The 24,379-nt window shown below is 57.6% G+C and carries 20 protein-coding genes; 11 read left to right on the top strand and 9 right to left on the bottom strand.

Annotated elements, in window-relative coordinates; genetic code table 11:
• The first annotated feature begins 53 nt into the window (after positions 1-53).
• Complete coding sequence (locus ACR0AA_RS22210) at positions 54-1,811, top strand: type I secretion system permease/ATPase (RefSeq protein WP_480757487.1); 1,758 nt, start codon at positions 54-56, stop codon at positions 1,809-1,811.
• Entirely contained in the window at positions 1,808-3,178 is a 1,371-nt protein-coding gene (locus ACR0AA_RS22205; RefSeq protein ID WP_480757484.1) for an HlyD family type I secretion periplasmic adaptor subunit, read from the top strand. Before ACR0AA_RS22210 ends, ACR0AA_RS22205 begins: the two co-directional genes overlap by 4 nt.
• Before the next feature lie 81 nt (positions 3,179-3,259).
• Here ACR0AA_RS22205 and ACR0AA_RS22200 read toward each other — a convergent pair whose 3' ends face one another.
• Positions 3,260-3,877, bottom strand: coding sequence for a TetR/AcrR family transcriptional regulator (locus tag ACR0AA_RS22200; protein WP_480666026.1), 618 nt, complete (start codon positions 3,875-3,877; stop codon positions 3,260-3,262).
• Positions 3,878-4,084: 207 nt separating this feature from the next.
• Between ACR0AA_RS22200 and ACR0AA_RS22195 the strand changes: the two genes are divergently transcribed.
• The 5 genes from ACR0AA_RS22195 (at position 4,085) to ACR0AA_RS22175 (ending at position 8,627) form a co-directional block, all read left to right on the top strand.
• Positions 4,085-5,014: an AEC family transporter gene (locus ACR0AA_RS22195; RefSeq protein WP_480666025.1), complete on the top strand. Its 930-nt coding sequence runs from the start codon at positions 4,085-4,087 to the stop codon at positions 5,012-5,014.
• Positions 5,015-5,116: 102 nt separating this feature from the next.
• The gene (fghA, locus tag ACR0AA_RS22190) at positions 5,117-5,950 is read left to right on the top strand and encodes an S-formylglutathione hydrolase (protein ID WP_480666024.1); all 834 of its coding nucleotides are present in this window, start codon (positions 5,117-5,119) and stop codon (positions 5,948-5,950) included.
• A gap of 3 nt (positions 5,951-5,953) precedes the next feature.
• Positions 5,954-7,411 carry a Si-specific NAD(P)(+) transhydrogenase gene (sthA, locus tag ACR0AA_RS22185; RefSeq protein ID WP_480666023.1) on the top strand — a complete coding sequence of 486 codons (1,458 nt, stop codon included), beginning with the start codon at positions 5,954-5,956 and terminating at the stop codon, positions 7,409-7,411.
• Positions 7,408-7,863 (top strand): YaiI/YqxD family protein, encoded by a 456-nt coding sequence (locus ACR0AA_RS22180; protein ID WP_480666022.1) that lies wholly within the window; start codon positions 7,408-7,410, stop codon positions 7,861-7,863. Before sthA ends, ACR0AA_RS22180 begins: the two co-directional genes overlap by 4 nt.
• 143 nt (positions 7,864-8,006) lie before the next feature.
• Positions 8,007-8,627: an HAD family hydrolase gene (locus tag ACR0AA_RS22175; RefSeq protein WP_480666021.1), complete on the top strand. Its 621-nt coding sequence runs from the start codon at positions 8,007-8,009 to the stop codon at positions 8,625-8,627.
• 1 nt (position 8,628) lies between these two features.
• Here ACR0AA_RS22175 and ACR0AA_RS22170 read toward each other — a convergent pair whose 3' ends face one another.
• Entirely contained in the window at positions 8,629-9,867 is a 1,239-nt protein-coding gene (locus ACR0AA_RS22170) for an MFS transporter (RefSeq protein WP_480666020.1), read from the bottom strand.
• 146 nt (positions 9,868-10,013) lie between these two features.
• On the opposite strand from ACR0AA_RS22170, the gene zapE reads away from it, so the two are divergent.
• Positions 10,014-11,072, top strand: coding sequence for a cell division protein ZapE (zapE, locus tag ACR0AA_RS22165; RefSeq protein WP_480666019.1), 1,059 nt, complete (start codon positions 10,014-10,016; stop codon positions 11,070-11,072).
• 9 nt (positions 11,073-11,081) lie between these two features.
• Here zapE and ACR0AA_RS22160 read toward each other — a convergent pair whose 3' ends face one another.
• The 4 genes from ACR0AA_RS22160 to ACR0AA_RS22145 are packed head-to-tail and all read right to left on the bottom strand — an operon-like array spanning position 11,082 to position 17,332.
• Positions 11,082-12,356 (bottom strand): bifunctional folylpolyglutamate synthase/dihydrofolate synthase, encoded by a 1,275-nt coding sequence (locus ACR0AA_RS22160; RefSeq protein WP_480757474.1) that lies wholly within the window; start codon positions 12,354-12,356, stop codon positions 11,082-11,084.
• Positions 12,353-13,285 (bottom strand): acetyl-CoA carboxylase, carboxyltransferase subunit beta, encoded by a 933-nt coding sequence (gene accD, locus ACR0AA_RS22155; RefSeq protein WP_480666017.1) that lies wholly within the window; start codon positions 13,283-13,285, stop codon positions 12,353-12,355. Before accD ends, ACR0AA_RS22160 begins: the two co-directional genes overlap by 4 nt.
• Before the next feature lie 59 nt (positions 13,286-13,344).
• On the bottom strand, positions 13,345-14,241 hold the full coding sequence (locus ACR0AA_RS22150; protein ID WP_480666016.1) for a CPBP family intramembrane glutamic endopeptidase: 897 nt from the start codon (positions 14,239-14,241) through the stop codon (positions 13,345-13,347).
• On the bottom strand, positions 14,234-17,332 hold the full coding sequence (locus ACR0AA_RS22145) for an ABC transporter transmembrane domain-containing protein (RefSeq protein ID WP_480666015.1): 3,099 nt from the start codon (positions 17,330-17,332) through the stop codon (positions 14,234-14,236). The genes ACR0AA_RS22150 and ACR0AA_RS22145 overlap by 8 nt, the downstream gene beginning before the upstream one ends.
• A 244-nt stretch (positions 17,333-17,576) precedes the next feature.
• On the opposite strand from ACR0AA_RS22145, the gene ACR0AA_RS22140 reads away from it, so the two are divergent.
• The 3 genes from ACR0AA_RS22140 (at position 17,577) to ACR0AA_RS22130 (ending at position 20,325) form a co-directional block, all read left to right on the top strand.
• A complete protein-coding gene (locus ACR0AA_RS22140; RefSeq protein ID WP_480757470.1) occupies positions 17,577-18,338 on the top strand; it encodes a DUF6478 family protein in 762 nt (253 codons plus the stop codon).
• A gap of 10 nt (positions 18,339-18,348) precedes the next feature.
• On the top strand, positions 18,349-18,708 hold the full coding sequence (locus tag ACR0AA_RS22135; protein WP_480757467.1) for a hypothetical protein: 360 nt from the start codon (positions 18,349-18,351) through the stop codon (positions 18,706-18,708).
• Between the two features lie 90 nt (positions 18,709-18,798).
• Positions 18,799-20,325 (top strand): MFS transporter, encoded by a 1,527-nt coding sequence (locus tag ACR0AA_RS22130; RefSeq protein ID WP_480666012.1) that lies wholly within the window; start codon positions 18,799-18,801, stop codon positions 20,323-20,325.
• 50 nt (positions 20,326-20,375) lie between these two features.
• Here ACR0AA_RS22130 and ACR0AA_RS22125 read toward each other — a convergent pair whose 3' ends face one another.
• The 3 genes from ACR0AA_RS22125 to gpmI are packed head-to-tail and all read right to left on the bottom strand — an operon-like array spanning position 20,376 to position 24,370.
• On the bottom strand, positions 20,376-21,719 hold the full coding sequence (locus ACR0AA_RS22125) for a S41 family peptidase (RefSeq protein ID WP_480666011.1): 1,344 nt from the start codon (positions 21,717-21,719) through the stop codon (positions 20,376-20,378).
• A 6-nt stretch (positions 21,720-21,725) separates the two neighbouring features.
• Positions 21,726-22,856: a murein hydrolase activator EnvC family protein gene (locus tag ACR0AA_RS22120; RefSeq protein WP_480666010.1), complete on the bottom strand. Its 1,131-nt coding sequence runs from the start codon at positions 22,854-22,856 to the stop codon at positions 21,726-21,728.
• Positions 22,853-24,370 (bottom strand): 2,3-bisphosphoglycerate-independent phosphoglycerate mutase, encoded by a 1,518-nt coding sequence (gpmI, locus tag ACR0AA_RS22115; RefSeq protein ID WP_480666009.1) that lies wholly within the window; start codon positions 24,368-24,370, stop codon positions 22,853-22,855. The genes ACR0AA_RS22120 and gpmI overlap by 4 nt, the downstream gene beginning before the upstream one ends.
• Positions 24,371-24,379: the final 9 nt, after the last annotated feature.

Here is a 24,379-nt window from a genome sequence, read left to right as displayed (position 1 = left end):
GACAGCGGGGCGGCCTGGACTGCCCCGTTTGCCCAACCGGAAAGGGTTCCCTGATGTTCCATATAGCCAATCCCGTCAAAACCGCCTGGGGCTCGCTGCGCAAGGGCTTTGTCGCGGTGGCCTTTTTCAACTTGTTTCTGAACCTTCTAATGCTGGCCGGACCACTTTACATGCTGCAGGTCTATGACCGTGTTCTGACCAGCCAGAATGTCGATACGCTGATCGCCTTGTCCCTTCTGCTGGCCGGCGTGTTCGTCGTTGTCGCCTGCCTTGACCTGACACGCATGCGCATTCTTGGCCGTCTGGCCGCCCGCTTTGAACTCAGCGTCGGCGCTCCGGTCCTTGGCGCTGCTATGCGCCGCCGTGTGCAAGGAGAAAGCGAAGCCGGAGAAAACCTTGTTGAGGACGTGAACGGCTTTCGCGAGTTCATTTCGGGCACCACTCTGACAGCTTTTTTCGATGCACCGTGGATTCCGGTGTATCTTTTGACACTTTTTGTTCTGCACCCCTATCTGGGCCTGCTTGGATTGGTCGGAGCGCTGACGCTGACGGTCATGGCGCTGATCAACAACGCCCGTGTCCGCCCTCCCATGCAATTGGCTTCACAGGCGCGCGGACGTTCGGACGCTCTTTTCAGTACAAGCGACAAACACGCCGAACTGGTCCATGCGCTTGGCATGGAAGCAGATCTGCGGCGACGCTGGGCGTCGCTCCAGGCCGACGCACATCAGCACAAAACCCGGGCTGCCGATCAGGTCGCCAGCTTTTCAGTTATGTCCAAGACCGTTCGGATGGGTTTGCAATCAGCCATTCTGGGCCTTGGTGCAGCGCTTGCCATCACCGGTGAAACCACCGCTGGCGTCATGATTGCCGCCACCATCATTCTTGCCCGCGCCCTGGCACCGATCGACCAACTGATCGGCCAGTGGCGTACATTTCTGGCTGCGCGCGGCTCTTATTCCAAGTTGAAAAAGCTGACTGAAGAGTTTGGCGAGGCGCCACCCAACCTACACCTGCCACGCGCGTTCAAGTCATTGGACGTCAGGATTGCACAGGCTGGACCACCGCGCGCCATAAATGCCTCGCTCCGCGGGATCGACTTTAGTCTGACGCCCGGGGACGTGCTGGCCGTCATCGGGCACAGTGGCTCGGGCAAGACCACGCTGGGCAAGATGCTGACGGGTATCTGGCACCCGCAAAGGGGCGAAGTTTTGCTGGACGGCACTCCAATGTCCAAATGGAATCAAGAAGATCTCGGCAAGCAGATCGGATACCTTCCGCAGGATGTCGAACTGTTCGACGGCACGATCCGTGAAAACATCGGGCGGTTTTCCATTTCAATCGACGACACCGAAGTCCTGCGCGCCGCCCGCGAAGCCGGAGTGCACGAGATGATCAGCAGCTTACCGGACGGATATGACACCCGTATCGGTCGCAGTTTCTTTTTGTCCGGTGGTCAACGTCAGCGGCTGGCGCTGGCCAGGGCACTTTACGGCGATCCGTTTGTTCTAATCCTGGATGAACCAAACTCGGATCTGGACGCCGAAGGTGAACAGGCCCTGAGTGACGCGATTATTGCAGCTCAGGCACGCGGCGCGATCACCATTGTCATGACCCACCGTCCGGCGACTTTACAGGTTGCCAACAAGGTCATGGTTCTGCGCAAGGGGTCCCAGACGCAGTTCGGAGATAAGGACGACGTTCTAAAGGTCAATCGCCGCAATGTGTTGAACAATCCAGCGCAACCTGATGCGAAACAACCCGCATTTCGCCCGGCCAAAGCAACTCAGATCACCGGAGCCACCCAATGACACAGATGATCCAACTCTCTCATCCCCTCAACTCCTTTACCGTGCGCGACGCAGAATTCGTGGAAATCCCGGACAATTCTTCAGGGATCAAACGCTATGTTCTGTTCGGACTTCTTACACTGACGGCCTTTGTCGGGGGCAGCGTTTACTGGGCTGTCACCTCCAAACTGGATGGAGCCGTGGTTGCGCCCGCCTCTTTCGTGGTCGAGGGTGATCGCAAAACGGTCGAGCACCTGGATGGCGGCATAATTGACTCGATCCTTGTGGCGGACGGTGAGTTCGTACAGGCGGGGCAGCCCCTCGTGCGGCTCGACAGCACGGAAATCGACGTAGACCTGAGCGTTCTGGGCAGCCAGTTGGGTGAATTGTCCGTGCGCCGCGCGCGTTTGTTGGCGCAAATGAGCGGGAACGAACAGTTCGACGAACCCATGGCTCTGGCAGGTTTCTGGGATGGCATGGACCGCCTGCATTGGGTGTCCCCGTACCTGACGCAAAAACAGCTGTTCGACGCCGAAGCCCGCGCCAGACGAACAGAAGCGCAGATCAACGCGCAGCGCATTCAGGGTCTGCGCAACCAGATCGCCGGGCTGAACGAACAACGCAGTGCCACTCAAAACCAGATCGGTATTACCCAGGTCGAACTCTCCAACCTTCAGTCCTTGCTGGCCAAAGGGCTGGTTGCCGTGACGCGGGTCAGCGCGCGACAGATCGAGCTGGAACGTCTGGGTGGCGTTGACGCATCGCTACGCACCCAGATTGCTCAGGCGGAGGATCAGGTACGGGAAATGCAGCTGGCTTTGATCAGTCAGCAAAAGCTGCGCGAGGAGGTGATTGCCGGAGAACTGGCTGTGGTCGACGCCCAACTTGATTTGATCCAGTCTCAATTCAAGGGCGCATCCGAGCGCCTGAAACGAACGCATGTATTGGCGCCAACCAGTGGGCGGGTCGTTAATCTGGCCGTGTCCACAACCGGGGGCGTCATTCGACCGGGCGAACCGATCATGGATATCGTGCCGGCTGATCAGGCTTTGATCGTCGAGGCGCGGATCAAAACCGGGGACATAGACAAGTTGCACATTGGTCAAACGACGCGCATTCGCTTGTCAGCCTTCGCGCAAGCCGATGTACCCGAGGCCAGTGGCCGGATCTTTGACATCTCAGCCGACGCGCTGGAGGACGATCGCACGGGCGAGCCATATTTCAAGGCTCGGGTAAAACTGGACTCCGATCAGCCCACGGAAGTTGCCGAACTGGAGCTGGTGCCGGGAATGCCTGCAGATCTGTTCGTGAATACCGGCGAGCGAGCGGTGATCAGTTACCTGTCGCAACCGATCAGCGACCGGCTGGCCAAGACCTTTATCGAGTGAATGGTCGAGCCCGTGGCCGGTTGCCGGTGACGGGCTCAGATGCAGGCCGATATCCCGCAAACCGCTGCGAAGTTTTGTTGTTCAGACACCGTAACGAGCCATGAACATATCGACTGCCTGTAATGCAATTTCGTCGATTTCCGCCTTGGAAAAGCTCTTCTGGACTCCGATTGCGGCACGGGTCCAGATTCTGACCTTACACAGTTCGCTAAACTGCTCGGCCGCCATCTGAAGATCGTCGATTGCCAGTTCGCCCTTGTTGACCGCCTTCTCCAGATACTCGACCATCTTGCGCTGGCCATTCTGTGGACCGGCTTCATAGAAAGTCTGACCAAGCTCTGGAAACCGGCTGCGTTCAGCAATGCAGATACGGAACATTTGTTGCGAGAAATCCGAAACCAAAAATGCGGTGAGTTCCGTCGCGGCAATCATCAGGACTTCGCGTGCTGGCTTGCAATCGTCGACCATGGCGACGACGTTCTCGGCCATCCGTTTGCACTCGACCTGGGCGACCTCCATGAACAACAGGCGTTTATCCGGGAAATAGCTGTAAAGCGTTGCCTTGGAGACCCCTGCGGCGCGCGCAATATCATCGACGCTTGCGCCTTCGAAACCGTCCGCCATGAAAACCTCTCGGGCTCCGCGCAGTACCTGATCAAATTTTCGGCCTGTACGTAGGATGGCGGTCGCTTCGGTCATGTGCTCTCCTTGGGTTGTATGGATGACAAATGTATAAACCGTTCAGTTCAGATACAACGATTCGCACACATCCATTGAGAGCGACAACTGGATTTACGCTGGGTTTTCCCTTGTGAGACCCAACGAAATCTCCAATCGAGACATCAAAATGATGCGACCGGGCAGGCTGGACTTGCGGCCCGCAAAATCCGTGCTACCACTCAGGGCATGGTCGATATCTTCCTGCGCACATTGCCCTTTTTCGCGATCATCGGCCTGGGATACTGGGCCGGGCGCAGCCGGTTCTTCTCGGAAGAAGCCACCGCCTATCTGACCAAGTTCGTTTTTTACTTTGCCCTGTCGGCGATGCTGTTTCGATTTGCCGCCACCCTGCCCTTTGCCGAGATTTTCAACGCCCGGTTGGTCGTGGGGTACCTAATTGGCACCGCAGCCGTGTATGCGCTGGCCACTCTTGTCGCCTGGATACGGCGGCTCGACATCCCAACTGCTGCTGTCGAGGCGCAATGCGCCGCAATCGGCAACGTTGGATTTCTGGGCCTGCCTATGCTGGCGCTGTTGTTTACCGAAGCGGCCATTGGCCCGGTGATGCTGGTTCTGACTGTCGATCTGGTGGTTTTTTCATCCCTGATCGTCATCCTGATCAACGGTGGGCGCGATGGTCGGTTGACGCCCGCAACTTTTCGCCTGATCGGGATCGGTCTGCTCAAGAACCCAATGATCGTTTCGATTTCTGCAGGTCTGCTCTGGTCTGCATTCCAAGTCCCTGTCCCGGCCCCGCTGAACGATTTTCTAACGATTTTGGGTGGCGCAGCCACGCCGGGTGCACTGTTCGCGATCGGCGCGTCTCTGGCCAGCAAATCCGCCGAACGCGTTCAGATCGCCGGATGGCTGAGTTTTTGCAAACTGGTTATTCACCCGGTTTGCGTCGCCATCGTTCTGCTCTGGCTTTTACCAGTGGCCACGTTCCCAGCGTCCGTCGCCATCGCCGCCGCTGCGTTGCCGGTGGCGGGCAATGTCTACATGCTGGCTGCGCACTACGGCGTCGCTCCGCATAGAGCGTCCGCCGCAATCCTGTTGTCAACAGCCGCAAGCATCCTGACGGTGCCGCTCGTCATAGCTTGGGTGGGTACACCCTGATCGCCAGCTTGTGAAAAATAGCCACGGGCAAGGCACTCAGTCTTTACGTATTGGCCGTGTAAGGATAGCCATGGCGCAAACCCAACGTAAGGACAAAACCAGATGGAAACCATTTCGGAAAATGCATGTTTTGGAGGCGTTCAGGGTGTCTACCGTCACGCCTCGACCGCGTGCAAATGCGACATGACTTTTGGCCTGTTCCTGCCAGCTGAGGCCAAGGACGGTCCGGTGCCGGTCCTTTGGTATCTGTCCGGACTGACCTGCACCCATGAAAACGCTATGACCAAGGCAGGTGCTCAGGCATGGGCGGCAGAGCAAGGCATTGCCGTGGTATTTCCTGACACGTCGCCGCGTGGTGAAGGAGTTTCTGATCACGAAGATTACGATCTGGGTCAGGGCGCCGGGTTCTATGTGAACGCAACGCAAGAGCCTTGGGCTCCGCATTTCAACATGTGGGACTACGTGGCTGAGGAACTGCCTGCGCTGCTGCTCGAGAACTTTGCCATCGACGGAGACCGTCAGGCCATCACCGGCCATTCGATGGGCGGCCACGGAGCGTTGACACTGGCCTTGAGCCTGCCGGGGCGGTTCCGGTCCGTGTCCGCTTTTGCGCCGATTTCCAACCCCACTGGTGCGGATTGGGGTCGCAAGCAACTGAGCGCCTATCTGGGCGATGATCAGTCCGTTTGGAACAAGCATGACTCTTCGGTACTGATGAGGGAAAAGGGCTTCGACGGCCCAGTGCTGATCGACACAGGCGCAAATGACCAGTTCATCGACCTGCTGCGCCCCGAGACTCTGGCGCAGGCGATTGCCGAACGTCGCCAGCAGGCAACGTTCCGTCTGCAGCCGGGCTATGACCACTCCTATTTCTTCGTGTCGACCTTTATGGAAGACCACATCACATTCCACGCCGAAGCGTTGTACGGGGACTGAGGCATGAGCAAGTACGACTATGACCTGATCATCATTGGGTCTGGCCCTTCGGGGCGGGCGGCAGCGATTCAGGCGGGCAAACTGAAACGCCGTGTTCTGGTAATCGACCGCAAGGACAGGTTGGGCGGCGTGTCGGTGCATACCGGCACCATTCCGTCCAAGACCCTGCGCGAAACGGTGCTGAACCTGTCGGGCTGGCGTGAGCGCAGCTTTTATGGCCGTTCCTACAGGGTCAAGGACCAGATCCGCGCCGAGGATCTGAAGGCCCGTCTGCACATGACGCTGGACCACGAAGTCGATGTATTGGAGCACCAGTTCAACCGAAACCACGTGGAAACGTTGAACGGGCTGGCCAAGTTTATCGGCCCGCATGAGGTCGAAGTTGCCACCGATGCAGGCGAAACCACACGTCTGACGGCGGCGAAGTTCCTGATCGCCACAGGCACTAAAACATACCGCCCGGATTATGTACCATTCAATGGCAAAACTGTTGTGGACGGCGATGACTTTCTGGAAATGGCGGAAATTCCACGCTCGCTGGTCGTGATTGGTGCCGGAGTTATTGGCGTGGAATATGCCACCATGTTCTCGGCGCTGGATGTGCGGGTGACGCTGATCGAACCACGGGATACGTTCCTTGACTTCATCGACAGCCGGTTGATCCACGATTTCACCCATCAGATCCGCGAAAACGGCGTGGACCTGCGGCTTGGATCGGCCGTGGAAAAGATCGAAGACGCAGGCAGCCACGTTGAGGTGACACTTGAAAATGGCCGCCATGTCCGGGCCGAGATGCTGCTGTTTGCCGCTGGCCGCATGGGCGCGACGTCGGCATTGAATCTGGAAGCCGTCGGTTTGGAAACCGACCACCGCAATCGGATCAACGTAGACCGAAAGACATACCAAACCGCCGTACCGCATATCTATGCGACCGGGGATGTGATCGGGCACCCGTCTTTGGCGTCCACTTCACTGCAACAGGGTCGTGTTGCGGCTTGTCACGCGCTGGAAACCCCGACCCTGCCGGAAAGTCCCTGGTACCCTTACGGCATCTATTCGGTGCCCGAGATTTCTACCTGCGGAATGTCCGAGGAAGAGTTGCAGGAGCGCGGCATTCCTTACGAGGTCGGCGTGGCCCGGTTCCGCGAAACCTCTCGCGGACATATCATGGGGCTGGAACATGGCATGCTGAAGATGCTGTTTTCACTCAAAACCCGCCGGGTGCTGGGCGTGCAGATCGTGGGTGAAGGCGCAACGGAATTGATCCATATCGCTCAGGCCGTTCTGAACCTGAAGGGCACCGTGGACTACTTCGTGCAGAACACGTTCAACTATCCGACCCTGGCTGAAGCCTATAAAATCGCAGGTCTGGACGCGTTTAACCGGATGCCGATCCCTGAAGAGTTCAAGGTCCGCAAAAAGGCGCCAGAACCAGCCAAAAAAGAGGCCAAGAAAGCGTGACGACTCTTTATGTCGATGGTGATGCCTGCCCGGTGAAGGCCGAGGCCGAACGTGTTGCCACACGGCACAAGATCCCGATGGCCCTGGTCTCGAACGGTGGGCTTCGGCCATCGGCAAACCCTCTGGTACAAGTCGTGATTGTATCAGAGGGCGCGGATGAAGCGGACAAATGGATCGCTGAACGCTGCGGTCACGGGGATGTTGTGGTCACATCGGATATCCCGTTGGCCGCAAAATGTGTTGAGGCCGGGGCACGTGTCCTGCGCCCCAACGGCGAGGTGTTTACGGCAACAAATATCGGGCAACAGCTGGCGATGCGCGACCTGATGGCTGATCTGCGCGCCGCCAACCCGCTAGGCGCCGGCGGCGGCGGCAAACCGTTCGGCAAGGCTGATCGGTCCCGATTTCTGGATGCTTTGGAACGGGAATTGAGGGCAGCGCAGCGGGGTTAGTGCTCCCGCCCGCCAAAGTCGCATCGAAGATGCGCCTTCTCCGGTTGGGCCAGGCAGCGCTGCGCGCTGCGGTCGGGCCTTGATTAATGCTGTTGAGATTGGTGCAGTCCGGTCAATCAGAGATTGAAGAAACAGGTGCACACATGTCGGTAGAGGCCGTGATTTTTGACATTGGGAACGTGCTGATCGAATGGCAACCCGAGCGCTACTATGACCGGGTCATAGGGGAAGATCGTCGCCGCGCCATGTTCCGGGAAGTTGATCTGCACGGGATGAATGACCTGGTCGATCAGGGACATCACTTCACCGATACGATCTACAACTGGGCCGAGAAATACCCCGAGTGGCGCGATGAAATCCGCATGTGGCACGATAAGTGGATCGAACTTGCCGCACCGGAAATTCCGCATTCGGTTCGGTTGCAACGCGCTTTGCGGGCGAACGGCGTACCGGTTTTTGCCCTTACCAATTTCGGAGTGCAAAACTTTGACTATGCAACCACGGTCTATCCCTTCCTCAACGAATTCGACAAACAATACGTCTCAGGCCGGATGCAAACCGTGAAGCCCCACGTTCCGATCTACGAAATGGTCGAGGCCGATTGCGGTCTGCCACCCGAGGCCCTTCTGTTTACCGATGACAGGATCGACAACATCGAAACAGCCCGGGCGCGCGGCTGGCAAACGCACCACTTCACCGGGCCTCAGGGATGGGCAGACCGCCTCGTGAAAGAATGTCTTCTGACGCCGGAGGAGGCCGTTTAACTCAGGCTGCGACCACCGTCGTACGGTTCTCGCGAATGGGCAAGTGAACAATGGCGCTAAATGCCCCAATGGCGACGCCGATCCACCAGACCATGGTGTAGTCTCCGTACTGGTCGTACATACGCCCGCCCAGCCAGACGCCGAGGAAGCTGCCAATTTGGTGGCTGAGGAAGATGATCCCGTACAGCGTGCCCATGTAGCGCAATCCATAAAGATGCGCGACCAGCCCCGATGTTAACGGCACAGTTGCCAGCCAGAGCGAGCCCATGATCAGCGAAAACACGATCACCGACAGCGGCGTGATCGGGAACACTATGAAGGCCGCTGCCGCAACTGTGCGCAAGGTGTAAACCGTTGCCAACAGGTATTTCTTCGGGAAGTGGTTCCCGGCCCAACCTGCCAGCAGCGTGCCAGCTATGTTTGCCATCCCGATCAAAGAGATCGACACAGCCCCCAGCGCCGAAGTGGTCGTGATGCCAATCGAATGCAGCATGCCACCGGGTTCGATGGGTCCGCACATCTCGGTTACGAATGCAGGAAAATGGGCCGTAATAAATCCGAGTTGATAGCCGCAGCTGAAAAAGCCCAGAAAGATAAGCGTATAAGAGGGGTCGCGGAAAGCCCTGGTCAGGATTTCCCCCATGCTCTCTTCGATTTCCACCTTACTGGCTGCCTGTGGTGCACGCATGAAAGGAAGCGTCAGAACAAGCGCCAGAATTGCGATGGCAAACACGATGAACACCTGCTGCCATGGCATAAAACTCAACATCCACTCGGCGGCAGGAGCGCCAAGGACCTGCCCGAAACTGCCCGCTGCCGTGACGATCGCCAACGACATGGAGCGGTTCTCATCCGACGAGGCCCGACCGACCACGGCAAGGACCACACCGAACCCTGTCCCTGCGATACCGAAACCGACCAGCCAGGCATACATCTGGTGTTCGAACGGCGTGACCGACCACGCCGATAGCACCATACCGGCGGCATAGGTCAGCGCCCCCAGAACAATAGCGCGACGGTCGCCGACTTTTTCGGCAATCGCACCGAAAATCGGTTGCCCAATGCCCCATGCAAGATTCTGGATCGCAATCGCCATCGAAAAATCCGTGCGCAGCCAGCCAAATTCATCCGCAATTGGAATCTGGAACACGCCAAAAGACGCGCGCACTGCAAAGCTGACCGTAATGATGATACACCCGACGATCAGGATTGGGTTAAGCAGGCGGGCGTATTGGGGCATTGTGACCTCGGACGTTGAGAGGCCAGAAGTTACCCCGTTTGAGTCGCGCGTCAATTCAGGAGTTTTGCGGTCACGGATAAGCAAAATTGATGCGTCCAGGAAATGGCCACTTTTCAACGGTCAAGCCGAACGCTATGCCTCGAAACATGACGGGTTTGATTTCGCTATATGATACGCAGGTCGCCGAAGGCATCCTGACCAGAGACGACGCGCAAGAGGCCGTTCTTCCCCATTTTGAACGTATCCGAGCCGCTTTGGCGCAACCTGTGAAACGCGGGTTGTTCCGCAAGGCGCCACCGCCGCCAAAAGGCCTGTACTTATGGGGCGGAGTCGGGCGTGGAAAATCTATGCTGATGGATATGTTCGTCGACTCGCTTGGCGAAATCCCGGCCCGACGTGTGCATTTTCATGCCTTCATGCAAGAAATCCACGCAGGTATGCACAAGGCTCGCAAGGATGGGGTAGAGGATGCATTAGCCCCCGTCGCCGCCTCGGTTGTGAAGTCGGTGCGAGTGTTGGCGTTTGACGAAATGCAGATCACCGACATCACCGACGCGATGATCGTTGGCCGTCTGTTTGATCTGTTGCATGACGGCGGAGTCGTGGTGGTCACGACATCAAATCGCCACCCGGACGACTTGTACAAGGACGGACTAAACCGGCAGCTTTTCCTGCCCTTCATCGCGCATATCAAAGAACAGTTGGAAGTGTGGGAACTGGTCTCGCCGACCGATTACCGGCAGAACCGGTTGGAGGGCGCTCCGGTTTATTTTACGCCAATCGGGCCGGAAGCGCGCGAGAGCATCCGCAGCGTTTGGAACGATCTGGCAGGGGGCAAGGCCGAACCACTGATCCTGCAAGTCAACGGGCGCGCGGTAGAGCTGCCTGCCTTCCGCAACGGCGTGGCCCGTGCCAGCTTTTACGACCTCTGCGGGCGAATGTTGGGGCCGGCGGATTACCTTGCCGTAGCCGAAGAGGTCAAAGTATTGGTGTTGGAGGACATCCCACGCCTGTCCCGGAACAACTTCAACGAAGCCAAACGCTTCGTCACACTGATCGACGCTCTATATGAGGCGAAGGTCCGGTTGATCTGTTCCGCCGCCGCCGAACCTGAAATGCTGTATGTCGAAGGCGAAGGAACGTTCGAATTCGAACGTACGGCTTCGCGTCTACGTGAGATGCAGGATCAGCATTGGGGCCAGTAACGCCCCGCCCTACCCGTTTTCGCGCAGGATGTTTCCGGCCAGATACAGTGAACCACAGATCAGAACCCGTGCCAGCGGGTCTTTTTCGGTGATGGCTTTCAGAGCCTCTGAAACAGTGCCGGCCGTAGACGCCGTCAGTCCGACCTGAGCGGCTGCATCGGCCGTATCTTCTGCGGTCAGTGTATTCGCTTCGCCCGGGATAGACACGCCCGTTAGGCTTTGCGCCTGCGTTGCCAACGGGGCAAGATACCCGGTGACATCTTTTGTGTTCAGCATCCCACAGATCATATGGGTCGGGCGTTCGGGTAGTTTTGACAGCAGATCGGCCAACGCATGCCCTGCAGCCGCGTTGTGCCCACCATCCAGCCACAGCTCGGCCTTTGGGGCCTGTTCGACCAACGGTCCGGTTTTCAGGCGCTGCATGCGAGCGGGCCATTCGGCCTTGGTCACAGCGGCCTCGTATGCGTCGTCCCCAAGGTTCAGGTGGCGCAATACGGCCAGCGCAGCCCCAGCATTCTGGATCTGATGTGCGCCCAGAAGGTTGGGTAAGGGTAGATCGCGCAGGCCCGTTTCGTCCTGATAGACCAGCCGACCATTTTCCTCGGTGACGTGCCAGTGCTGACCATGCACCAGCAACGGCGCGCCCAGACGCGCTGCGGTGTACTCGATAACCTCCAGCGCTTCGTCCTGCTGTGGCCCAACGATGCAGGGTACGCCGGGCTTTATGATTCCGGCCTTTTCCGCCGCGATCTTGCCCAACGTGTTTCCCAAGAATTGTTCATGGTCGATGGAGACCGGAGTGATGACCGTCACCGCCGGTTCGTGAATGACGTTGGTAGCGTCCAACCGACCGCCCAACCCGACCTCGAGCAAGGTAAAATCGGCCTTCGACCGTGCGAACGCCAGCAAGGCCGCACAGGTCGTGATCTCGAAATAGGTGATGTTCTCACCACCATTGGCGGCATAGCATTCATCCAACACCGCCGTCAGATCGGGCTCGGAAATCAACTCGCCGGCCAAGCAAATACGCTCATGAAACCGTGCCAGATGCGGCGAGGTATAGGCGTGCGCAGACAGCACTGCCCCCTCCAGACCCGCACGGATCATCGCCTGTGTCGAGCCTTTGCCGTTCGTACCAGCGATATGGATCACCGGGGGCAGCTTGTCCTGCGGATTACCCAAGGCGGCCAGCAAACGCCAAACGCGGTCCAAGGTCAGGTCAATGATCTTGGGGTGCAGCGCCATCATCCGATCAAGGATGACGTCTGATGTCTGGGTGGTCATTTCTCTTCCGCAACTTCAGCCGGAGCTTCGGCTTTTACGTCCTCGGGCTCTGGCGCAGGCAGATCGCCTTTGACGGCCGGAGGCTGGTTCATCAGCATGCGCGTGATGGTGACCAATTCGTCACGCATTTCGGTGCGCTTGGTCACGCGGTCCAACATACCATGATCCAGCAGATATTCCGCGCGCTGGAACCCTTCGGGCAGTTTCTCACGGATGGTCTGCTCGATCACGCGCGGGCCGGCAAAGCAGATCAGGGCGTTGGGTTCCGAGATATGGACATCGCCCAACATTGCGTAAGAGGCCGTCACACCACCTGTGGTCGGGTGCGTGAGCACGACGATGTAAGGCAGATTCGCCTCTTTAAGCATTTCCACCGCCACGGTCGTACGCGGCATCTGCATCAGGCTCAGGATCCCTTCCTGCATCCGCGCGCCACCGGCCGCCGAGAACAAGATCAGCGGGCGTTTCAACTTAACCGCCTCTTGCGCGGCCGCAATGATGGCGTTGCCGACATACATGCCCATCGATCCGCCCATGAACGAAAAGTCCTGAGCGGCGGCGACGATCGGGGTACGCCCGATTTCACCTTTGGCAACAAGCATTGCCTCTTTCTCGCCCGTCTTTTTCTGCGCTGCCTTCATCCGATCCGGATACTTCTTCTGATCACGGAACTGCAGAGGATCGTCCTTAGGAGCGGGCACCGCCACTTCGGTGAAGATGCCACCGTCGAACAGGTGCTGGAACCGTTCGCGCGGCGTGATCGCCATATGGTGCCCGCACTGGGTGCAGACATTCTGGTTTTCCGCCAGTTCGCGATGAAACAGCATCGTTCCGCATTCATCGCATTTGTGCCAAAGGTTTTCAGGCACTTCGCGGCGCGAGAAGATCGAGTTGATCCGTGGGCGGACGTAGTTTGTGATCCAGTTCATGTCGGAACCTTGCTAGTGCGGCTTTGACGTCAAATAAGACGCTACGGAAAGAAATGCAATCAACGCCTGAGCGCAACCCGCGCTGTTAACCAACTGACAATCATCACGGCGAAATCCACATACAGCCATTGCCGCAGCACCCCAGTGTCCGACATGTCGTACGGCAAAAGATATAAGGCTAGTCCGCTCAAGCCATCAGGCAGTGAGATGAATAACAGCGCCACCATATTGTTGAATAGATGCAATGCAATAGCTGGCCCCAGCGTTCCCGATCTGGCCGTCAGATCTGCTGCCAATAAGCCGAACATGCCGGACCACACCGCCACCAGTAAAGCATTGTCTCCCGCAGAACCTGGGGCGAAATGGCCTGCGGCAAACAGGAACGACGGCAGCCCCATCCAGATGATCGGAGACCGGAACCGCGCGGCCAGGCTTTGCTGCATGTACCCGCGAAATAGCACTTCCTCGGCGCTGGTTTGAATCAGTACAGCCATCAGAGATAAGGGAAGAAACAAGAGCCAGGTCGACAGCGCCAGATTCCGCGTCAGTGTCGCCCCCATATCATACGGGGGAAGGATGGCCACGATGATCCCCACCACAACCAACGCCCTGAAAACGCTCCAGAATTGCACGATACCTTCGCGTCGAGGCCCCAGAATCGAGCGCAGCGACCGATGCTGCAGACGTCGTGCCGCAATGGATACGCCGAACGTGACGAAGGCAAAACTCGCCAAAAGCACCAGCATCGCAGCCGGCGATGCGCCGGTCAGCAGATTTTCAGCCCATTCGAAGGACCCAAGGCCAGAGACCAGAGCAAACAACACGAGGTTCAGCAACGTGACGACAACACCAACAATGGCCAGCCCCACCAGCAGGCGCCACAGTTCGGGTCGTGCACGTCCGGGTTTCACCAGACGCTCATGTGCGGCGTATGCGGCTGGTCGGGTGTCAGACATTACCGGCCGTTTCCTCGCTCTGCTGGTCGTCATCAAAGATCAGTGACGTTGCATTGGCGGCGTTCAACCTCTGAGAAATTGTGGTCAGGTAGCCAGCGACCGTTTGCAGAAGCTGTAATGCGACACCTGCGTCACTTTCGATAACAGCGCGCAATTCTTCGGCCCCAATGCGCAGGAACGAGCAATTCTTGACCGCAACCAGGTCAAATTGCCGGATCTCACCCGTGATTATCGACAAATCTCCGATCAGGCGGCCCGGTTCGATGACCGAAATTGTGCGCGCTGTCCCGTTCTCTTCGTTCCAAATAAGGTCGGCTTCACCCGATACGCACAGGTAAGCGGCATCCGGCGCCTGCCCCTCGGAAAAGATTATCTGGCCAGCTGCGGCATCGTACCATTGCGCCGAGAACGCCAACAACCGTTGATTTCGCCCGTCGATCCCTGAGAACAGCTCGGTCGAAGAGATGATCTTGAGTTTCCGGCTCAGATCGTCCGTGGTGCTGGCGTCTTCGTCGGTTCGGGTTCTCGAAACACCATCTATGCGACCGTCCTTGATCTCGACAAACAGATCATATGCCTCGGGGTGGGCAAAATGGTCTTCCATGAACAGCATGATCGATTCCGGCAGCAATTCACGCAGTTTCAACCTTGTCCTCAACCTGCTCTCGGAATCATGGCTGGCCAGAGCTTTGTCTAGGATCAACACGTCCGGACGCTTGATACCTGCGCGCGAGAACGCGGCGCGTTCCTGGAACACCGTAGGCAGGTTGTTTCCGCCCAATCCCGAAGGCAGGTCGTAGATGGTGGCAGCCGCTCGACGGCGCAGGCCCGCTTCGTTCATGGCGTCGGCCACAACGTCTTCAATCTCATCCTTATGCGCCCCGGCCATCAGGGAAATGCGCCCGAACAGAGCGTTTTCCATAACCGTCATGCGTTCAATATAGGTTTCCGGCGTGACCGGGATAAACATACCATTCATGGACGAGCGCAACTTTTCAGCCTGTCCGCTTCGAATGGCCAAAATCTTGTCTTTGTACTCGTCCGGGAAATCGGGACCGATCTGTTCGGCTGTCAGCAGGAACGGAACAGTCAGTAACAAGGCCCTTTCGCGATCACTGATACCCGCATCACCTCTGGCTTTACGGCGATCCTCGATGTCGAGCAAACGGTGATACATGTCCTTCGCCATACCCAGGCGCAGGAACAACGGGTGGTCCGCCCCGTCCCGGCCGAATGTCTGGTTCAACGTCTCAAGCACTGCGCTTGCGATGCTCATTGCATCATCGTCCAGATCATGGTGGCGCAGCATCCACATGAACCGATCGTCGCCCGCCAGAATATCCGGAGAAATATCGCGCGACGGGGCGGCATAAAGCAGGTTGCCACCCAGCGGAACCGCCGGGTTGAACCGTTCCGGGTCGAACCGATAGACATACCGGGCCAGCCCCTTTTCCTCGAGCCTGTGCGCAACCGTTTCGCGCAAGTTCACAATGTCCCTGGCCAAAGCAGGATGCTGTTCCGGATCGAACTGTGTGCGCAGCGTTCGGCGGAACATGAATTCGTCGATGCCCATCGCCTCGACCAGTCGGAACCACCAGTTACGGATATCCTCAATGTCTTCCAACCCGGCCAAGCCGGGATCAATCCATTCATCCGACAAGGAGTCCGGCGGGTTCCCCGCACGCACAGCTTCAATCTGCCGGCGACTTGGTGCCTTTTTCGCATCTGCTTCGTGTTGCGGGTGCGTCCGCAACGGCATCAATAGGTTATCACCCAGTGTTCCATCGAAAAGATAAGGCCGTGAATACGCATAACCAATCCGTGCAGCTATCACAGACTGATGCAGCTTTCGCAGATCATGGCCCGCGATTGTGACTTCCCCCTGAACCGGCAAAAGCTCTCGTGTCAGCAATTGTGCCAATGCGCCGCGCTCGGCCGCGCTTGCCGATTGGATGGCAACACGTGCGCCTTTAGGGATGGTCAGGTCGATGTCTTCGAGGATCGTTTTCCCGTCATCATCCCGCACCGTGACATTGCGCAGTTCAATGTCGCCGGTGAGGTGGGGAATCGAGTCAGGCTTACCAACAAACAGTTCTTCGGGGATCATGTTGTCCGGTGCAAAGCGCTCGGTCACGACTTCCCAGCGCAGCGACATGTCCTGAACCTGATTGTAATAGGTTAGCAGGTCTTTCCATGGGCCACTGAGATCCTTGTATGCCCCAAGCGCCGCAACAAGCGCACCCACCGTCACCTCACCCTTGATCGCCAGATAACCACCAACCGAATAGAACAGGAACGGCGTCATCTGAGTGATCAGATTGTTGAGGAACTTCATGAAGAACTTTTTGTTGTAGATCTTGAATCGGATCTCAAACAAAGTTCCCAACCGGTGGCTGAACTGGGCCAGCCGGTACCGCCAACCGCCATTGGTACGAAGATCGCTGATCCCCGCCGCGCTTTCACCGATTTCCGAGCTTAGGTGTCGCACCTCTTGAATTCGCTCTTTGTTCAGCAGATTGATCTGGCGCTGCAGCTTGGGGATCAGCCAAGCCTGCAACGGGATCAGCGCAATACTGGCCAGTCCGAACCACACACTTTGCATGAACAGAAAGGTGACGATTGTCATCATCTGACCGAACTGAAACACCGGTTGGGCAATCGCGTCACCCATCAGGCCGCCCATCGGCTCGGCCTCCGACGTGATCATCGAAACCAGCTCACCCTGGCTGGTCGTGGCAAAGTACGATTTCGGAAAACGCATGGTACGATGGATCAGGGTAAAGCGCAGCCGACGTAACATGCGTTCGGCCAGCACACCTTTCATCGTGTTGATACGCATTTTCATCAATCCACTGGCGATTACAGTCGCCAGAAAGGCCACACAAAGGATCAGCAGGTATTGGACCTGCGTAAATGTGATGCCCAGAACTGTGACGCTATCACTGGGCGCACCAATTGCGTCGTTGATGATTTGCTTTGGCAGTTCGAGCGAGGCATAGAGAAACGGAAATGACAGCACTGTCAGAAACAACAGCACAAGCTGTTGCTTTTTCGAATACTTCCAGATGAACGCAAATAGAGTGGGTTCCATGCCCCGGCCTTGCCTCAGAAATTGATACGCGGTTTTTTTCGGATGATCCACAGCAATCAAGTGCCGGACGGTACGCACAGTCCTGGTTGATTGCAAGAACGGCGGTCGCCCTAGCAGACGTCATCGGCGATGCCCAGTCACAAGCGTGTCAACAGGTGGGCAGAATTATCCGCAAATTCGCGCATTCGGTCTTATCCTTGCCACCGTCTTTGACTAAAGAGGGTCAAGTTCAGACGATGGGACCATGGGCAGACTTCTGGATCGATATTTACACCGCAAAGCGCTTGCGCGTTGGCGGCGGGCTGCGCAAGGCGCGGTCGGGGCCACGACACCGCAATTGCGCCAACAGCGCGACGAGGCGCGCAGATTACGGGTACAGCTGGACCGGTTGATACATGAAGCAAACGGTCGGCTGACGCGGCCCTTGATTGGATCAACCCAGTTCCCGAAACCTCTGGGTACTGACTGGAGCTGGCGCCCGGAATTGTGGCGCGATCCGCTACCCCAACTTGGCACAGCCTCGATCCCGCGCAGGGCGGAGCTGGATCGGCAGGTGGGGATCTTTCATGACTGTACCTTGTCCGAGATCGGCGTTCGGCAATCACGAAACACAGATGAAAAAGATCTGGCAGCTTTCGGGCTCAGCATAGAGGTCTTTGGCTTTTCAGGTACTTTTCTATCCCTGTCCCTGGATCTACCGCCCGAGGCCGCCGAGGGGTTGACCCGGCAGCATCTTATTCGTGTTGATGCGCTGATTGAGACCGAACGCCCACTAGAGATTTTCGCTCGGCTCAATATTCAGCACGGCCCCAATACCGATTCCGTACCACGGGCGCTGGATTTGTCTGCCCCCTCGAACTCACTGGATTTCGACCTTGCCAAACTGCCCCTGAACGAGCGGCGTATCGACAAGATCTGGCTGGATCTGGTTCTGAGCAATCCGGCAATGAACCGCGTGGTCATCCGAGACCTGACCTTTTGCCGCCACCACCGCGCCGACTTGTGAGAACATGTCCATGACACAACCGATCCTGACACCCACCCTGTTCGAAAACGGTATTTGGCGCGGAATTCTGCAAACAGAAACAGAACCTGCCATCGAAGTGCGCTATCTGGACCAGGTGCTTGATAATGTCCTTTTGTCGGCAATCGATGGAGGTTGGGAGATCACCGTGCCGGTACCCCCTGCAGCGGTATCCGAAGGGGTCCATTGCTTTGTGATTGCGGACACGTTGACGTCGCAGAAACTCGGGGACTTTACGATAATTGCCGGGGCTCCCGCCGACGACGATTTGCGGTCCGAAGTTGCGTTATTGCGCGCTGAACTGGACATGCTGAAACGGGCATTTCGACGCTCTCAGGCTTCGACGGACTGACGGTCGAGCCGCTCGGCAAGGGCAGTTTCCCTATCTTTCCTTTGATTTCCGTGCATCATTAACGTCATCCGCAGCAATCCGGGTGCGCATATGGACCGCAGCAGTATCGTCAAAGTTATCGCCCTGATGGTGACAGGGTTTGGTATCGGTATCGACTTTACCGGTGCCCTAATTCTGGTCCCTGCCATCGAGAACAGTTTTGATGCAGATATCACCAGCACCCAGTGGGTTCTGAACATCTATGCACTGTTCTTCGCCATGACCATGGTCGCCGGAGGCCGGATGGGCGACATGTTCGGGCATCGCAAGATGATGATCATCGGCTTGTCGATTTTTCTGTTTTCCTCCGTCATGTGCTTTGTTTCGCCCAGCCTCGACTTTCTGATCGGTGCCCGTGCGCTGCAGGGTATCGGAGCAGGCTGTGTCTGGCCCTGCACACTTGCCTTCGGTGCGACCAAAGTCTCTCGCCCCGAGCATCGCGCCATGATCATGGGGATGATCCTTGCAGGCGTGACCTGCGGCAATGTTTTTGGCCCCCTGATCAGCGGCGCAGCGGTGAACTTTGGCGACTGGCGGCTGTTCTTCCTTGCCAACGTGGTATTTTCGACCATTTCGATGATTACCGCCCTTGTCCTCATGGAGCGCGAAACCCACCACAAACAGGGTGAGCACATCGACTTTGCCGGAATGGGCATACTGTCTTTCGCTGTTCTTCTGCTGCTTTATGGGTTGGACGTAGGCGCCGATTGGGGCTGGAACTCAGTCCCGTTGCTGATGCTGTTCTTTGTGAGCGCGGTCTTGTTCTTCCTGTTCCCCAAGGTCGAAAAGCGCGTGAAAGAGCCGCTGTTGCTGCCGCAGATGATGCAGAACCGCGAATTTCGTATCACGTTAGGGCTGAATATGTTCAATGTTTCCGCTGCCTTTGTCGGGCTGCTGTACTTTCCGCAATACATGCAAAAAGTTCTGGGCTGGTCCGTATTTGAATCGGCGGTTGGACTGGCTCCACTGACGGTCCTTCTGGCCGTCGGCTCGATTGTCTCGGGCTCGCTTTACAACGATTTCGGTCCGAAACGCCTGCTGTTCTGGGGGTACATGATCGCAACGATCGGCGCGCTGAGCATAGTCGTTATGCCTATCGGATGGGGTTACTTTCAGATTTTGCCGGGAATGGCGATGATCGGGCTGGGTGCAACGTTGACCGTAGGGCCCTCGGGCACGGCCGCCGTATGCGCAGTCAAACCCGAGCGCGCAGGTCTTGTTGGCGGCCTTAGCTTCATGACGCACCTGGTTTATGGCGCGATATCCGTCGCCTGCGCAACGGCGATTATGTATGCCACCAGCCTGTCCAATCTTGGCAAACAACTGGCAGCGGATGGGATAGACATGTCAGAGGCCGATCAACGAGCCATCAACGGTGGGTCGCTTACAACCGACACGGCCCGTGCGGTCATAGAAAAACTGAGCTCGGAAGAGGTCGAAAAAGTCAAATCCGCCATCGCCTCCGCATTCGACATCGGCATGAACATGGCGTTTGTGTTCGCAGCCATTTCGGTCTCGATTGGAGTTATTCTGGCGATGATGCTGGACGAAGAGAAACTCCACAAGGTCGAGAGCTAAGCCCTAACCTTGCAAAAAGGCCGCCGATATCGGCGGCCTCTATTTCCGATTTACTGGGACGGCCCGCCAGTAGGATTGAACGCCGACAGACCCTTGAGGATGTCAATGGCGTAGGCCAGCTGATAATCCTCTTCCCGCAGCTCAGCCGTAGCTTCGGCTTTGGCACGGTCTTCTTCGATCTGACGGACTTCGTCCTCGCTCAGACTGTCGTTGTTCAGGCTGCCGCGCAGGTCCGCTTCGGACCGTGTGCGCGCGTTTGCTTTGTCTTCCTCGGCATCCGGTGTCGGACGTGGCTGTTCAACGATGATGTCCGGGCTGACACCCAGCGCCTGAATCGAACGCCCTGACGGCGTATAATAGCGCGAGGTGGTCAGGCGCATTGCGCCATCACCACGCAATGGCATGACCGTTTGAACCGAACCTTTGCCAAAGCTCTTGGTTCCGACGACAATCGCGCGGCGGTGATCCTGCAGCGCGCCGGCAACGATCTCGGAAGCAGAGGCCGAACCACCATTGATCAGCACAACTATCGGCTTGCCTTCCGCCAAATCGCCCGGTGTTGCGTTGAACCGTTCTCCATCGCTTGGGTCGCGACCGCGGGTGGAAACAATCTCACCTTCGTTCAGGAATGCATCCGAGACCTTGATAGCCTGCGTCAGCAATCCACCGGGATTGTTCCGCAGATCCAGAACGACGCCGTTTACCTTCTCGAGGCCGCCGGCCTCCTCGATCTGCTCGTTCAAACCCTCTTGCAGGTTCGGGAACGTCTGGTCGTTGAACGTGGTCACACGCAGAACAACGCTGGTGCCTTCGGTCCGGGCGCGAACTGCCGTCAGCTTGATCGTGTCGCGGATGATGGTGACATCAAAGGGCTCCTGTTCACCTTCCCGAACAACTGTGATGACGATTTCAGACCCGACCGGTCCGCGCATCAGATCAACGGCCTTGTCCAGCGTCAGGCCAAGAATGCTTTCACCATCAACATGGGTGATGAAGTCGCCTGCTTCGATCCCGGCCTCATCCGCCGGCGTGTCGTCAATTGGCGAGACGACTTTAACAAAGCCTTCCTCCTGCGTGACTTCGATACCAAGTCCGCCGAACTCGCCCCGCGTCTGAACGCGCATCTGTTCGGCATCATCGGGCGAAAGGTAACTGGAATGCGGGTCCAGCGATGTCAGCATGCCATCAATGGCCGCTTCGATCAGCTCTTCGGCCTCAACTTCTTCGACATATTGGGCGCGGATGCGTTCAAAAATATCGCCGAACAGATCAAGTTGCTCATAAACACTGGCCTTACGGTCGGCCTCTTGCGCCAGCAAAGGCCCGGCGATCTGTGTTGTTGCGATTACGCCTGCCACGGTACCGGCCAGGCCAGCCATCAGAAATTTCTTCATACTCGTTTATCCATCCTTGTCGGTCCGAAACCACGCTTCCGGGTCCACGGGGGTATTGTTCTGTCTTACCTCTATATAGAGCGTTTCTGACCGGTCAGTTCCAGTGCCATCACTGCTTGTTGACAAAATAGCGCCGATTTCAGGCGTTTCACCGGGCATTAGCCCAACCGGTGTCCCTTCGGGAATCACCTGACCGGTGTCACCATAAACCTCCTGAAGGCCCGAAAACACGAACAACAAACCTGGTTGAGGCTCAAGGATCATCACATTCCCAAGCTCCAGCAACGGTCCACGGTACCGGATTGTTGCTGCTGTCGGGGATGTAACAATTGCACGTGGTCGGGTTGCCAGAACCACTCCGGGGCGGTTCACGCCCGCTGCATCGGTCTCATTTGCGCGATGGAGAATGACCCCTTGGGTTGGCAAGGAAATCCGCCCTTTCCTGTCCGAAACATCTGCGTTTGTCTCGGCAATCTCACCCTCGGAGATTTCGGACAAGCCACTGGCAAATCCGTCCAATGTCTCGGTCGACGAGATCAGGATCGCCGTTCGCACCGGATCTTCGACGAAACGGCGCGGCAAATCGGTGCGGTCGGCAATTGCCTCACTGAGCCAGGTGCGAGCATTTTGGACGCCGGTCAGGCCTTCGACCAAGGTTTCCGAGGCGCTTTGCTGCAATTGGCGGAGCGTTTGGACCTCCTTCAGATCGCGGGCCAGCGCCTGCGCGCGGGCGTTCAGGCCGGGCGTGACCTCGGACAACATCATACCCGCCCGCGCTGACCCAAGGGGCCCCGACGGATGCAGCATCAGAACCGGGGGCGCCGTTGTTTCGATAGTCTGCAGCACGCCCAACAGCTGCGCCACGTCCTTTTCCCGGGCACGCAATTCCGCAGTCAACTGCGCCTCTCGCGTCGCAGCCATGCGCAAACCGTCCCGCATCGCGGACAACCCGGCCTCATAGGCTTGAATGGTCTCGGTAAGGGCACGAACGCGATCACGGGCGCCGTCCGCTTCGGTCAGGTTGATCGAAGCCCGTTCCAGCATCCGCGCGGCATTCAACGCCGCCGTTGACGGATCGCTCTGAGCGCTGGCGGGCGACGCCAAAAGCATCGCCAGGATAAGCGCGCGAACCCTCATGAAAGCAGGCTCTGACCCGTCATCTCCGGCGGTTGTTCAAGCCCCATCAGGTCGAGCAACGTTGGAGCCAGGTCGGATAGACGACCATCGCGCAAAACCGCGCCCTCTGGTCCACCGACCAATGCCACCGGCACCGGGTTCAGCGTATGTGCCGTGTGCGGGCCGCCGGTTTCCGGATTGACCATGAGTTCGCAGTTGCCGTGATCGGCCGTGACAATCATCGCGCCACCCACCTTGTTCAATGCGGCGACAACCTGAGACAAACCCTGATCGACAGCCTCGCAGGCCTCGATGGCAGCCTGCAGATCACCCGTGTGACCGACCATATCCGGGTTGGCATAGTTGGTGACGATCAGATCATAACCCGCCTCGATGGCCTCGACGAATTTGTCGGTTACCTCGGGTGCCGACATCTCGGGCTGCAAGTCATAAGTCGCAACTTTAGGCGATTTCGGCATGTAGCGATCTTCGCCTTCCTCGGGTGTTTCCTTCCCCCCATTAAGGAAGAAGGTGACATGGGGGTATTTCTCGGTCTCGGCCAGACGGAACTGTCGCAAACCCTTCTTGGCAATCCATTCACCCAGGGTATTCACGATATCCCGTTTGGGAAACACGGTCGTCATGTAGGCGTTGTGGCCGTCTGAATACTCGACCATGCCCAGCAAAGCAGACAACTGCGGGCGCAGGCCAGTGTCGAACTCTGCAAAGTCCGGCTCACCAATGGCCCGCAGGATTTCTCGGGCGCGGTCGGCCCTGAAGTTCAGGCAGAAAAAGCCGTCGCCATCTTTTACACCGTCATAGCCTACAAGTACCGTGGGCACGATAAACTCATCCGTTTCCGACTGATTATAGGCGTGATCCACAGCCCCATGCGCAGTCGCGGCGGCACGGCCTTGGCCGGTGATCATCGCATCATAGGCTTCACTGACGCGTTCCCAGCGATTGTCCCGGTCCATTGCAAAATACCGCCCGCTGACGGTGACGATACGCGCGCCGTCGGGCAGCCGATCTTCAAGCTCCGCCAGATAGGTAAATGCGGATTTTGGTGCAACGTCACGCCCATCCGTAATGGCATGCAACGCCACCGGAACACCCGCATCTGTTATCGCCTTGGCCGCCGCAACGATATGGTTCAGGTGACCGTGCACCCCACCGTCCGAGACCAAGCCCATCAGATGCGCCGTCCCACCTGCTGACTTCACCTTGGCGATGAATGCCTGCAAAGCTTCGTTTTCAAAGAAACTGCCATCCTCAATCGCCAGATCGATCTGCCCCAGATCCATCGCAACAACCCGCCCCGCACCGATATTGGTATGGCCCACCTCAGAGTTGCCCATCTGACCGCTGGGCAATCCGACATCCGGCCCATGCGTGATCAGCGTGGCGTGCGGCCCGTTGGCCATGATCGCATCGAAAGTCGGAGTATTCGCCAGATAAGGCGCGTTGGATTGCGTGTCATCGGACAGGCCCCAACCATCAAGAATGCACAGGACGACGGGTTTGGGGGCGGTCATTGAGGCTCT

It is taken from the genome of Ruegeria sp. CE8 (assembly GCF_056537465.1).
The sequence above is the reverse complement of the archived record's forward strand: the minus strand, read 5'-3'. Positions and strand labels throughout refer to the sequence as shown.

What these genes read in the sequence shown, in the direction of transcription:
- ACR0AA_RS22170 (WP_480666020.1), bottom strand. Translation starts at nt 9,867, where the DNA reads ATGCCCCAATACGCCCGCCTGCTTAACCCAATCCTGATCGTCGGGTGT.
- ACR0AA_RS22160 (WP_480757474.1), bottom strand. Translation starts at nt 12,356, where the DNA reads ATGACCACCCAGACATCAGACGTCATCCTTGATCGGATGATGGCGCTG.
- zapE (WP_480666019.1), top strand. Translation starts at nt 10,014, where the DNA reads ATGACGGGTTTGATTTCGCTATATGATACGCAGGTCGCCGAAGGCATC.
- ACR0AA_RS22130 (WP_480666012.1), top strand. Translation starts at nt 18,799, where the DNA reads ATGGACCGCAGCAGTATCGTCAAAGTTATCGCCCTGATGGTGACAGGG.
- ACR0AA_RS22145 (WP_480666015.1), bottom strand. Translation starts at nt 17,332, where the DNA reads ATGGAACCCACTCTATTTGCGTTCATCTGGAAGTATTCGAAAAAGCAA.
- ACR0AA_RS22175 (WP_480666021.1), top strand. Translation starts at nt 8,007, where the DNA reads ATGTCGGTAGAGGCCGTGATTTTTGACATTGGGAACGTGCTGATCGAA.
- ACR0AA_RS22135 (WP_480757467.1), top strand. Translation starts at nt 18,349, where the DNA reads ATGACACAACCGATCCTGACACCCACCCTGTTCGAAAACGGTATTTGG.
- ACR0AA_RS22205 (WP_480757484.1), top strand. Translation starts at nt 1,808, where the DNA reads ATGACACAGATGATCCAACTCTCTCATCCCCTCAACTCCTTTACCGTG.
- fghA (WP_480666024.1), top strand. Translation starts at nt 5,117, where the DNA reads ATGGAAACCATTTCGGAAAATGCATGTTTTGGAGGCGTTCAGGGTGTC.
- ACR0AA_RS22195 (WP_480666025.1), top strand. Translation starts at nt 4,085, where the DNA reads ATGGTCGATATCTTCCTGCGCACATTGCCCTTTTTCGCGATCATCGGC.
- ACR0AA_RS22125 (WP_480666011.1), bottom strand. Translation starts at nt 21,719, where the DNA reads ATGAAGAAATTTCTGATGGCTGGCCTGGCCGGTACCGTGGCAGGCGTA.
- gpmI (WP_480666009.1), bottom strand. Translation starts at nt 24,370, where the DNA reads ATGACCGCCCCCAAACCCGTCGTCCTGTGCATTCTTGATGGTTGGGGC.
- ACR0AA_RS22200 (WP_480666026.1), bottom strand. Translation starts at nt 3,877, where the DNA reads ATGACCGAAGCGACCGCCATCCTACGTACAGGCCGAAAATTTGATCAG.
- ACR0AA_RS22210 (WP_480757487.1), top strand. Translation starts at nt 54, where the DNA reads ATGTTCCATATAGCCAATCCCGTCAAAACCGCCTGGGGCTCGCTGCGC.
- sthA (WP_480666023.1), top strand. Translation starts at nt 5,954, where the DNA reads ATGAGCAAGTACGACTATGACCTGATCATCATTGGGTCTGGCCCTTCG.
- ACR0AA_RS22150 (WP_480666016.1), bottom strand. Translation starts at nt 14,241, where the DNA reads ATGTCTGACACCCGACCAGCCGCATACGCCGCACATGAGCGTCTGGTG.
- ACR0AA_RS22120 (WP_480666010.1), bottom strand. Translation starts at nt 22,856, where the DNA reads ATGAGGGTTCGCGCGCTTATCCTGGCGATGCTTTTGGCGTCGCCCGCC.
- accD (WP_480666017.1), bottom strand. Translation starts at nt 13,285, where the DNA reads ATGAACTGGATCACAAACTACGTCCGCCCACGGATCAACTCGATCTTC.
- ACR0AA_RS22140 (WP_480757470.1), top strand. Translation starts at nt 17,577, where the DNA reads ATGGGCAGACTTCTGGATCGATATTTACACCGCAAAGCGCTTGCGCGT.